The organism is Streptomyces sp. SPB162 (assembly GCF_029504575.1).
Lineage (GTDB): Bacteria > Actinomycetota > Actinomycetes > Streptomycetales > Streptomycetaceae > Actinacidiphila.
Genome location: NZ_JAQFII010000002.1, coordinates 57,213 through 68,934 on the forward strand (window position 1 = coordinate 57,213; position 11,722 = coordinate 68,934).

Sequence of the window (11,722 nt, forward strand, 5' to 3'; positions counted from 1 at the left end):
GGCCGGTACAGGGGGTCGCCCGGCCGACGGCGGGTCCAAAGGACCGCTTGCGTATACCTACGCCTCAGCCGTATCAGCGGAACGTGACAAGGTTGTCGGATACCTGACAGTCCTTGAACCGGCATTCGGCGTCGCGTTCCTGTCAATCGGACGCGGTGGCTCCGGCTGGAGCCCGGTCGCCGTATCGGCGATCACGCCCCCGACTCGTCAAGCCAGTCGTGCCGCGCCGCGTGCCAGACCAGCTGGACGCGGTTCTCGACGCCCGCCGCCCGCTCCATCACCGCGAGATGGCGCTGCACCGTACGGACGGCGACCCCCAGCGCGCGGGCCATCGCCTGGTCGGTACTCCCGTTCACCAGCATCGCCAGGATGCGCAGCTGCACGGCGCTGCGCCCGCCGGAACCCCGTTCGCGCAAGGGCGTACTCGACGCCCACACCGTCTCGAAGAGCGCGACGAGCGCGTCCAGCAGACCGCTGGGACGTACCAACAGCATCGCCGGGCCCGGCACTTCGGCCTCCGGGGCCAGCGGCAGCAGGGCCAGTGACCGGTCGGCGATACAGAGCCGCATCGGCAGACTCCGCGCGACCCGCACCTCCTCCCCCGCCCGCTTCCCGCCGGCTCGGCCCAGGGCGCCGGGGGTCTCCAGCGCCGTCCGGTCCCGCACCACCCGGTGGCGGACACCCTCGTCGAGCCGCTCCGCCGTGTCCAGCGGATCGTGCCACTCCCCGTCCGCGGGAAAGGGGCCGCGCACGAACGAGGCGACCTCGGTCCGGGCGGAGCGCCGCAGCTGCTCGGCCCACAGGCCGGCCGCGCCGTAGCCCTCCACGACCTGGACGATCTCCTCGGACCGGTATCCCTCGTGCACCCGCTGGTACTCGACCGCCAGCCGGTCCAGCAACTCCCGCCCCTGCCGCAGCTGTTCCTGCGTCCGGGCCACCAGCGGCAGCAGTCCGACCCGCGGTGGCGCCGGATACCAGCGCCCGTCCCCGCCGGACCGCGCCAGCCCGCGCGCTCCGAGCTCGGCGCAGACGGCCTCCGCCCGCGTCACCGGCACCCTGAGGTCCCGTGCCAGCCCGTCCACCCCGACCCCGCGGGTGGCCACCAGTAACCGGTAGGCGCGATCCGCATCGGCACTCAACCCCAGGGCCTCAAACGGACGTTCGGTCATGATCGGCCACACTAGCCGGAGTCGGGGCGCGGCTCGCGGGGAACGAGGGTATGTCACACAGCTGATGCACAGCGTGACGCGTAGGGTCACCCCCGCGGAGCCACCACGTACGGCCGGGCTAGCCCGCGGAGCTCAGCGCGTGCGGACCGCGGACGGTCCCACTGCCGGGCACCGGCTCCGACGGGTCCGCGCCCAGCGCGACGATCTTGTTCCCCTCGCCGACATGCACGATCCTCGGCTTCAGGGCCCGCGCCTCGGCGTCGTCGACCTGCGCGTAGCTGATCAGGATGACCAGATCACCGGGGTGCACCAGGTGCGCCGCGGCACCGTTGATCCCGATCACGCCGGACCCGCGCTCGCCCTCGATCACATACGTCTCCAGCCGGGCGCCGTTGTCGATGTCGACGATGTGCACCAGCTCCCCCGGCAGGAGGTCGGCCGCCTCCATGAGGTCGCCGTCGATCGTCACCGACCCCACGTAGTGCAGATCGGCCTCGGTCACCCGGGCACGGTGGATCTTGGACTTGAACATGGTGCGCTGCATGGCAGAACTCCTGGAGCTAGGCTCCCTGCCTGCGTTTTTGCAGGTCAAGGGCATCTTCTGCATCTTACAACTCGTCGCGTCCGCGTCCAGGGCGGCGGCGGAAGCGTGGTCGGGCACACGGACGGCACCGCTGGTCGGGACGGTTCCCACGGCCGGGCTGAGACGCATGTCACGTGGAGGGACCGCCGGGCCGAGCGGTGTCAGTAGGGGGTGGCAGCATCGGGCGTATGACGGAGACCACGGCATTCGACTGGCGGACCTTCCTGCTCACGTGGAGCGGGGAGTGGGCGGATTCGCCGGCGGCGGACGACGAGACGCGGGGCGAGGACGAGGAGGCCGCGCGGCGGGCGCGGTGGCTGGGGTTCCCGGCCGCGTCGGAGGAGCGGATCGCGGCGATGGAAGAGCGCCTCGGTCGCCGCATGCCGCCGTCGTACCGGGAGTTCCTCAAGGTCAGCGACGGGTGGCGGCACGCGGGCGGGTTCGTGTCGCTGCTGGCGGGGACCGAGGGCGCGCGCTGGCACGACAACGAGTCGGGTCTCGCGGACATGTTCGAGGAGTACCTGGACGAGGACGCCGAGCCCGAGGAGCGGCGGGAGGCGGACCTCTGGCGACGCGGGTTGCAGCTCGATGTCGAATCCGACATCACCCACGTCCTGATGGATCCCGAGGAGGTGGACGAGGACGGTGAGTGGGCCGTCTACACCTGGGCGAGTTGGCGGGCCGAGCCGCCCGAGCGGCACGCGAACTTCTCCGCGTTCATGCGGGAGATGTACCAGGAGTTCCACAGCCTGCGGGCGCACCGGCGCGACGGGGAGCCGGTGTTCGCCAACGACACGACGCGGGAGTTGGACACCGCCGTGGACGAGGCCCGGCTGGAGGCGCTGCGCGGCGGCTGGGAGGGGGCCTTGCGGAGACTGGACGAGGCCAAGGAGTACGGCAGGCCGCGGGCCGCCGGGTTGGGCGATCAGATACGCCGCCTGCTCGGACAGACCTACATGGTGTATTACGACGGCCTGGTGACGGACCCGCGGTACGCGCCCGACCTGCTGCCCACGCTGGTCGCCGAGCACGCGGCGCAATCGTACCGGGACGACTCCACGCTGATGTTCCATCTCCGGGGCGCCGACGACGACCTGGCGTCCTCGGCCTACGCGACGCTGGCCCAGATACGGGAGGGCACATACCGGTACACGGCGGCCGGGCCGTTCGGGGAGGCGGTCGAGCGCGCGCGGGAGCTGGCGCGGTGGGGCGACACCGACGGGGCGTGGCGGACTCTGCTGCACGCCCTGCCGCGGTGGGAACCGCTGGGACCGGACCATGTGGCGCCGTTGGGGTGGGTGGCCGACCCCCTGCTCGGACCGCTGCTGACTCCCGAGAGGGGCCGGGCACTGCTGTCCACGCCGAGGGGCGGGCAAACGGGTGGGACACCGGGGCCGACGGTCGAGCTCGACCCGGGGGGCCTGGCGTGGCTCGCGGAGCCGGACCCGGGCAACAGCCGTACGTCCTACCGGTTCGTCCTGGTGGAGGGCGTACAACCGCAGGAGTTGCCCGGCCGTCTCGCGGACGCGGACGGGGACGGCGGCGTGCTGAACGAACCCACGACGTCCTGGGAGGCGCACCGAAGGTTCCGACACGACCAGTCATCGTCCTACGACGACCGGGCTCTGGTGGCGGTCGGCCGGGCCGGCGCCGGTTGGAGCTTCGCCTTCGACGGCAATTGCGCCCCTTTCCGCCGGGAGCGGTTCGTCTCACCCGCCGCGGCCGCCGGCGCGGGCACCCGCGCGGTGGTGGTGTGGAGCGGCCTGAGGACGTGGCACGGCACTCCGTCCTTCCACCTTTCGGTGGCGCGGGACGGCGCCGAAGAGTACGCCTTCGCGTACGCGAACGGCGAGGTGCGCCAGAGCGGGCGGATACCCGGGGCGCTGGATCCGAGCCGGTTCTTCGGTGCCCCGGAGGACGCGGCCGAGGCGGAGCGGCCGCTCCTGGAAGCGGTGGCCGCGGAGTTCGGTGTGTCACTGCCACGTCACGCCATCGTGAGCGGGCGGCTGCACACCTTCACCACCCGCTCCTGGACGCGGCCGCCGGGGAACGGCGAGGCGTACCTGGTGTTCCGCCGAACCCGCCCTGAAAAATGACCCGCCGTCCGGTGTTCATGACCTGAAGGCATGTCAAGCCCGCCCTGCCGCCGCTCGCGGTCGGTTCCTCGCGCGGCGGAGGTGCGGGGCCCGCCGCCCGGAGCGACGCGGCGGATACTTTCGGACATACGCGCTGGTCATCGGCATCGCTTCAACACCTGTCGCAATTCCCGTGCCATTTATCGTTATTGGTGGAGCTTCTTCCGGTCGCACCTCGCACTGCGTGCACAACTCTTGACATGCATGAAACACAAGGAGAACCATCGCGGTGTACCGGGAGAGCGCTCTCTCACACCCGTGGAGGCGCGCCCGCAAGTCGCTGCCCGTGTCGTCGTTCGGCCGCCCCCTGGCCGGACGACCGCCGAGCCGTGCCCTCGCACGTGAAATCAGGAGAGTCGCTCATGCTCGCACCCCCCACCGGTCCACCAGCGTCGAGACCAGCGGCACTGGTGAATCCGCGCAACACGGCAGTGGCGGTCATCACGGCGCTGATCGCCTCGTTGCTCCTCTTCGTCCCCTCGCATTCCGCGCACGCGGCCGACACCCTCCTGTCGCAGGGCAAGGCCGCCACGGCGTCCTCCACCGAGAACGGCGGCACGGCCGCCGCCAACGCGGTGGACGGGAACACCGGGACCCGCTGGTCCAGCGCCGCCGCCGACCCGCAGTGGCTGCAGGTCGACCTCGGCGCCACCGCCACCATCAGCCAGATAGGTCTCAACTGGGAGACCGCGTCCGCCAAGGCCTTCAAGATCCAGGTCTCGGACAACGGCACCGCCTGGACCGACGCGTACTCCACCACGACGGGCCCCGGCGGCGTGCAGACGCTCTCCGTAAACGCTTCCGGGCGTTATGTCCGCATGTACGGCACCGTCCGCACCACCGGCTACGGCTACTCCCTCTGGGAGTTCCAGGTCTACGGCACCACGGGCGGCACCACTCCCCCCGCCGACGGCACGCTGCTCTCCCAGGGCAAGGCCGCGACGGCGTCCTCCACCGAGAACGGCGGCACGCCCGCCGCCAACGCGGTCGACGGCAACGCCGGCACCCGCTGGGCCAGCGCCGCCAGTGACCCGCAGTGGCTGCAGGTCGACCTCGGCGCCACCGCGACCATCAGCTCCGTCACCCTCAAGTGGGAGGCGGCGTACGCCAAGGCGTTCAAGATCCAGACGTCCGACAACGCGTCGACGTGGACCGACGTCTACTCCACCACCACAGGCGCCGGCGGCAACCAGACGCTGGCCGTAACCGGCACCGGGCGCTACGTCCGGGTCTACGGCACCGTCCGCGCGACCGTATACGGCTACTCCCTCTGGGAGTTCCAGGTGTACGGCACCGGCGGCGGGCCCACCGACCCCGGTGGCCCGATCGAGGGCGGCGGCGACCTCGGCCCCAACGTCAAGGTCTTCGACCCGTCCACCCCGAACATCCAGGGGACGCTGGACCAGATCTTCACCCAGCAGGAGTCGGCGCAGTTCGGCAGCGGCCGCTACCAGCTGTTCTTCAAGCCGGGCACGTACAACGGCCTGAACGCGCAGGTCGGCTTCTACACCTCGGTCTCGGGTCTCGGCCTCAACCCCGACGACACCCAGATCAACGGTGACATCACCGTCGACGCCGGCTGGATGGCGGGCAACGCCACCCAGAACTTCTGGCGCTCCGCGGAGAACCTGGCGATCACGCCGGTCAACGGCACCGACCGGTGGGCCGTCGCGCAGGCCGCGCCCTTCCGCAGGATCCACGTCAAGGGCGGTCTGAACCTGGCGCCCGCCAGCTACGGCTGGGCGAGCGGCGGCTACATCGCCGACAGCAAGATCGACGGCACCGTCGGCCCGTACTCGCAGCAGCAGTGGTACACCCGTGACAGCTCGGTCGGCGGCTGGACCAACGGCGTCTGGAACATGGTGTTCTCGGGCGTCCAGGGCGCTCCGGCGCAGGGCTTCCCCAACCCCGTCTACACGACGCTCGCCACCACCCCGGTGTCGCGCGAGAAGCCGTACATGTACCTGGACGGCAGCGAGTACAAGGTCTTCGTCCCGAACAAGCGCGTCAACGCGGTCGGCACGTCCTGGCCGAACACGCCGGGCACCTCGCTCCCGCTGAGCCAGTTCTACGTGGCGAAGCCGGGCGTCTCCGCGGCGACGATCAACGCGGCGCTCGCCCAGGGCCTCAACCTGCTCTTCACCCCGGGCGTCTACCACGTCGACCAGGCGATCAACGTGACCCGCGCCAACACCGTCGTGCTCGGTCTCGGTCTGGCCACCATCGTTCCGGACAACGGCGTGGCGGCGGTCAAGGTCGCCGACGTCGACGGCGTCAAGCTGGCCGGCTTCCTGATCGACGCCGGTGCGGTCAACTCGCCGGTGCTGCTGCAGATCGGCCCGGCCGGAGCGTCCGGCAACCACTCCGCCAACCCCACGTCCATGCAGGACGTGTTCGCGCGGATCGGTGGCGCGGGCCCCGGCTCGGCGACCACCGCGGTCGAGGTGAACAGCAACGACACGCTCATCGACCACACCTGGCTGTGGCGTGCCGACCACGGCGCGGGCGTCGGCTGGAACACCAACCCGTCGGACTACGGGCTGAAGGTCAACGGCGCCAACGTGCTGGCCACCGGCCTGTTCGTCGAGCACTTCAAGAAGTACGACGTGGAGTGGAGCGGCGAGAACGGCAAGACGATCTTCTTCCAGAACGAGATCGCCTACGACCCGCCGAACCAGGCCGCCATCCAGAACGGCGGCGTCAAGGGGTTCGCGGCCTACAAGGTCGATGACAACGTCACGACGCATGAGGGCTGGGGCCTCGGGAGTTACTGCAACTTCACGGCGGACCCGACGATCGTGCAGGAGCACGGCTTCGAGGCACCGAACAAGCCCGGCGTGAAGTTCCACGACCTGCTGGTCGTGTCACTCGGCGGCATGGGCCAGTACGCGCATGTCATCAACGACGTCGGTGCGCCGACGTCGGGCACCTCGACCACCCCGTCCACGGTGACGTCCTACCCGTAACCCGCTGACGGCGTGAGAACGGGGTGTGGGGTGGCCCGGAAGCGGGCCGCCCCACACCCCGACCAGCTCAGCGGGCGCTCACAGGCTCCGCAGCAGCTGTTCCGCACCGGCGACCGCGATGAGACCGGCCCCCAGCAGCCACATGGCGACCCGGGTCCGGCCCTTGCGGCTCAGCTCGATGACCACCCCGCACACGATCAGCGCCGCCCCGTACACCCCCACGACCAGGACCGACGGCTGGTCACCGAGCCGCACCACCAGCACGGCCGCCGCGACGGCCATGAAGAACGCGGCGACGACGATGCGTATCCGGCGGGCCTGCCGGGGTGTCAGCGGCTGTTGGCGGACATCGCGGAGCAGAGCGAGCCGTTCACGCGCTGTCGCGTCCTGCCATCGCTGTCCGAACTGCTGGTCGTCGAGCTCTTCATCGCCGGTTGTCGTCACGGGCTGAGCCTAGGGCCTGGGACGTGGCCCGCGGCCACATCACCGACCAGTCCGCTCAGGACACGGCGGGACGCCCGCATCAGATCGGCGACATCGGCAGACAGGGAGTAGACCACGGTGTCCTTCTCACGGTTCGAGGTGACGATCCCCGCCCGGCGCAGGATCGCCAGCTGCTGCGAGAGGTTGGAGCGCTCCACCTCGATCGCGGCCAGCAGCTCGCGGACCGGCATCGGACCGTCCTGCAGCAGCTCCAGGACCCGGATGCGGACCGGGTGTCCCAGCATCCGGAAGAGCTCCGCCTTCGCCTGGTACAGCGGCACCGGCACGGTCCTCACGTCCTCTCGCTCCCGCCCGTCGTGGGGAGCTCCACGCCGTACAGCCTGGCGAGCCCCAGCGATTCCTCCAACGCGTCGAGTGCCCCGGAGATCGCCCCGTACTCGCCGCCGTCCACCGCTGCCGCCAGGGCCGCGCGCGCTTCGGCCACCCGCCCACGGACCGCATCGGGTGTCATCTCCGTCATCGCACCTCCCGCAAGCCGACCCCTTGATGAGGACATGATGTATGGAAGTGAAGAATTCTTCAATTCGCCAGGCCGGGCCGATTCCCCCGGTTCCCACCGGCTCGCGCGCACCGCGCCGGAGCGCTCTCCCCCCTTTTCGGCGTGCTGACAGCCCCCACCGCACCCGCCCCCGCACACCGAGAGCGCCCTCACCGATGGGAGACATCATGCAACGCACCCCCAGCACCACCCGGCCCGGCGGAAAGCCCCCTCAACACCCCTGGCGGTCACTCGTCCTGGCGCTCGTCGCCGCACTGGTGGCAGCCCTCTCCCTGACCGCGACGGGAGCGCCCGCGCAAGCGGCCGACGCGTTGCTGTCGCAGGGGAAGCCGACGACGGCGTCGTCGACGGAGAACGCCGGCACCCCCGCCTCGGCGGCCGTCGACGGCAACGCCGGGACCCGCTGGTCCAGCGCCGCCGCCGATCCGCAGTGGCTGCGCGTCGACCTCGGGGCGACCGCCACGATCAGCAAGGTCGTGCTGAACTGGGAGACCGCCTACGGCTCCGCGTACCAGATCCAGACGTCGTCCGACGGCGCGGCCTGGACCACGGTGTACACGACCACCACGGGCGCGGGCGGCATCGAAACCCTGAACGTCACCGGCAGCGGCCGGTACGTGCGGATCAACGCGACCGCCCGGCACACCCAGTACGGCTACTCGTTGTGGGAGTTCCAGGTCTACGGGACCACCGGCCCCACCACCCCCACCTGCGGGACCGCCAACGCGGCGCTGAACCAGCCCGCGACGGCGTCCTCCACCGAGAACGCCGGCACCCCCGCGAGCGCGGCGGTGGACGGCAACCTCGGCACCCGCTGGTCCAGCGCCGCCGCCGACCCGCAGTGGCTCCGCGTCGACCTCGGCACCAGCCAGGGGATCTGCGGAGTGCAGCTCGGCTGGGAGGCCGCCTACGCCAAGGCGTACGAGATCCAGACCTCGGCGGACGGCACCACCTGGACGACGGTCCACTCCACCACGTCGGGATCCGGCGCGACGGAACTGATCACGCTGTCGGGAACCGGCCGCTACATCCGCGTGTACGGCACCCAGCGCGCCACCGCGTACGGGTACTCGCTCTGGGAGTTCCAGGTCTTCACCACCGGCGGCAGCACCCAGCCGCCGCAGGACGGCGCGGTCCTGCTCTCGTACAACAAGCCGGGCACCGCCTCCACCTACCAGAACGCCAACAGCTGCACCGGCTGCACCCCGGCCAAGGCCTTCGACGAGGACCCGGCCACCCGGTGGGCGACCAGCGACACCAACGGCTGGGTCGACCCCGGCTGGATCGCCGTCGACCTGGGCGCGACCGCGCACGTCACCAAGGTCGTGCTCCAGTGGGACCCGGCCTACGCCACCGCCTACCAGATCCAGACCTCGTCCGACGGCGCCAACTGGACGAGCGTCTACTCCACCACGACCGGCAAGGGCTTCAAGGAGACCCTGACCGTCGACGGCAACGGCCGCTACGTGCGGATGTACGGCACCGCGCGCAGCAGCGCCTACGGCTACTCGCTGTGGACCTTCGACGTCTACGGCACCGGCGGCAGCCCGACCGCGCCGCCCGCCCTCCCGCCGAACCCGGGCAACCCGACGCACCTGGTGTGGAGCGACGAGTTCAACGGCGCCGCGGGCACCAGGCCGGACACCGGCAAGTGGACCCAGGACGTCGGCAACGGCCAGAACGGCGAGCTGGAGTACTACACCAACGGTGACAACACCGCGATGGACGGCGCGGGCAACCTCGTCATCGAAGCCCGCAAGGAGGCGAGCGGCCAGTACACCTCCGGCCGGATCAACACCTCGGACCACTTCAACTTCACCTACGGCCACGTCGAGGCGCGGATCAAGGTGAGCGGCACGCAGGGCCTGTGGCCCGCGTTCTGGATGCTCGGATCCAACTTCAAGACCGGCACGCCGTGGCCGAATTCCGGTGAGATCGACATCATGGAGCATGTCGGCAAGGTCGCGGACTCGGTCTACTCCACGCTGCACGCCCCGGCCTACAACGGCGGGAACGGCTACGGATCGCCGTACACCCTCGCGGGCAGCGACTTCGCCTCGGCCTTCCACACCTACGCCGTGGACTGGGACTCCACCCACATGACGTTCTCGGTGGACGGCCATGCCTTCTTCACCGCGGACAAGGCCGTGGTGGAGTCGACGAGGGGCCCGTGGGTGTACGACCACCCGTTCTACATCATCCTCAACAACGCGGTCGGGGGTGACTGGCCCGGGGCGCCCGACGCCACGACCGTCCTGCCGCAGAAGATGCAGATCGACTACGTGCGCGTGTCCCAGTAGCCCACCACCCGCACAGCCGTAGGGCCACCGGTGCCGGCCGGGCCCCGTCCTCCCACGGACGGGGCCCGGCCGGCACTTCGGCATGCATCGTTGGAAAGAGGCTCCCCGGGGGAAATCAACGATGTGTCCCGGATGGCGCGTTCCAGGCCGGACACATTTTGGAAATGCGGCAGTCGAACGCTTGTGGGCGGCCGCGCGGCGCGTATATAACGTTGTAAAGCCGAGCGGCGGGAGAGCCTCCCCAGTCGCCGGACCACCGGTATCGGCGCACGTCACCGTGCTGTCCGGGCGCCGCGCTCGCCTTGCGCGGAGGCCCGTCGGCGTGCGCTCCGCAGAACTCCAGGACCGGACCACGTACTGCTCGGCGGCACCGCCGTCGTACCCAAGGAGTGTCGTGAGCATGACCACCAAGAGATCCCGCACCCTCGCCGCCGCCTGCGTGTTCGTCGCGACGGCCGCCCTGGCCACCGCCGGCTGCTCGAAGTCGGAGACGACGGACAAGGCCACGGGCGACACCGGCGCGGGAGCGCAGACCGTCGCGCCGACCACCGCCGCCGCCGGCGCGGGCTGCACGCTGCAGAGTTACGGCGCCACCAAACTGGACCTGAAGAACACGGTGGTCGGATTCTCCCAGTCCGAGAAGGAGGCCAACCCCTTCCGCATCGCGGAGACCCAGTCCATCAAGGACGAGGCCTCCAAGCTCGGCGTCAAGAAGCTGCTCACCACCAACGCGCAATCGCAGCTGCCCAAGCAGATCAGCGACATCCAGGACATGCTCTCGCAGGGCGCACAGCTGCTCATCGTCGCGCCGCTCAACTCCGACGGGCTGCAGCCGGCGCTGCAGGCCGCCGCGGCCAAGCACGTGCCGGTCATCACCATCGACCGCAAGCTCAACGCGACCGCCTGCAAGGACTACGTGGCCTTCCTCGGCTCCAACTTCGTCGAGCAGGGCAAGCGCGCGGCCGACGCGATGATCAAGGTGACCGGTGGCAAGGGCAAGGTGGCGATCCTGCTCGGCGCGTCGGGCAACAACGTCACCACCGACCGCACCAAGGGCTTCGTCGACCAGCTCAAGGCGCAGGCCCCCGGCCTGGAGATCGTCGCGCAGCAGACCGGCGAGTTCGCCCGAGACAAGGGCCAGCAGGTCATGGAGCAACTCATCCAGTCCAAGCCGGAGATCACCGCCGTCTACGCCGAGAACGACGAGATGGGCCTCGGCGCGGTCACCGCGCTCAAGGGCGCCAACAAGAAGCCCGGCAAGGACATCAAGATCGTGTCGATCGACGGCACCCGCAACGCCGTCCAGGCACTGGTCAACGGCGACTACAACGCCGTCATCGAGTCCAACCCGCGCTTCGGGCCGCTGGCCTTCGCCACCGCCCAGAAGTTCTTCGGCGGCGAGGGCATCCCGGAGAACGTGATCATCTCCGACCGGGCGTACGACGACAGCAACGCCAAGGCGTCGCTGGGCGGGGCGTACTGACCCCGGCCCAGCCGTGCGACGGGCCGCCCCCGCACCGGCGCGGGCGGCCCGCACCCTCCACCAGCTCTCCCCGGAAGGCCACG

The 11,722-nt window shown here is 70.4% G+C and carries 9 protein-coding genes; 4 read left to right on the plus strand and 5 right to left on the minus strand.

The genetic code is table 11. The features are described 5' to 3' along the window. Positions 1 to 191: 191 nt before the first annotated feature. Together M2266_RS30295 and panD are read right to left on the minus strand one after the other, a co-directional pair. Complete coding sequence (locus M2266_RS30295; protein WP_277441483.1) at positions 192 to 1,169, minus strand: helix-turn-helix transcriptional regulator; 978 nt, start codon at positions 1,167 to 1,169, stop codon at positions 192 to 194. Positions 1,170 to 1,287: 118 nt separating this feature from the next. Then, positions 1,288 to 1,713 (minus strand): aspartate 1-decarboxylase, encoded by a 426-nt coding sequence (gene panD, locus M2266_RS30300; protein ID WP_277441484.1) that lies wholly within the window; start codon positions 1,711 to 1,713, stop codon positions 1,288 to 1,290. 227 nt (positions 1,714 to 1,940) lie between these two features. On the opposite strand from panD, the gene M2266_RS30305 reads away from it, so the two are divergent. Together M2266_RS30305 and M2266_RS30310 are read left to right on the plus strand one after the other, a co-directional pair. After that, on the plus strand, positions 1,941 to 3,848 hold the full coding sequence (locus tag M2266_RS30305; protein ID WP_277441485.1) for an SMI1/KNR4 family protein: 1,908 nt from the start codon (positions 1,941 to 1,943) through the stop codon (positions 3,846 to 3,848). A gap of 401 nt (positions 3,849 to 4,249) precedes the next feature. Beyond that, entirely contained in the window at positions 4,250 to 6,853 is a 2,604-nt protein-coding gene (locus M2266_RS30310; protein WP_277441486.1) for a discoidin domain-containing protein, read from the plus strand. Positions 6,854 to 6,931: 78 nt separating this feature from the next. Here the strand turns inward: M2266_RS30310 and M2266_RS30315 are convergent, their stop codons facing one another. From M2266_RS30315 to M2266_RS30325, 3 genes are read right to left on the minus strand one after another with little or no spacing between them, the layout of a single operon-like run. Further along, a complete protein-coding gene (locus M2266_RS30315) occupies positions 6,932 to 7,297 on the minus strand; it encodes a hypothetical protein (protein ID WP_346780969.1) in 366 nt (121 codons plus the stop codon). Then, the gene (locus M2266_RS30320; RefSeq protein WP_277441814.1) at positions 7,294 to 7,623 is read right to left on the minus strand and encodes a metalloregulator ArsR/SmtB family transcription factor; all 330 of its coding nucleotides are present in this window, start codon (positions 7,621 to 7,623) and stop codon (positions 7,294 to 7,296) included. Before M2266_RS30320 ends, M2266_RS30315 begins: the two co-directional genes overlap by 4 nt. 5 nt (positions 7,624 to 7,628) lie before the next feature. Beyond that, positions 7,629 to 7,817: a hypothetical protein gene (locus M2266_RS30325; protein WP_277441487.1), complete on the minus strand. Its 189-nt coding sequence runs from the start codon at positions 7,815 to 7,817 to the stop codon at positions 7,629 to 7,631. 206 nt (positions 7,818 to 8,023) lie between these two features. Here M2266_RS30325 and M2266_RS30330 point away from each other — a divergent pair, with 206 nt between their 5' ends. Further along, on the plus strand, positions 8,024 to 10,156 hold the full coding sequence (locus M2266_RS30330; RefSeq protein WP_277441488.1) for a discoidin domain-containing protein: 2,133 nt from the start codon (positions 8,024 to 8,026) through the stop codon (positions 10,154 to 10,156). Positions 10,157 to 10,556: 400 nt separating this feature from the next. Beyond that, a complete protein-coding gene (locus tag M2266_RS30335) occupies positions 10,557 to 11,639 on the plus strand; it encodes an ABC transporter substrate-binding protein (RefSeq protein ID WP_277441489.1) in 1,083 nt (360 codons plus the stop codon). Positions 11,640 to 11,722 lie beyond the last annotated feature (83 nt).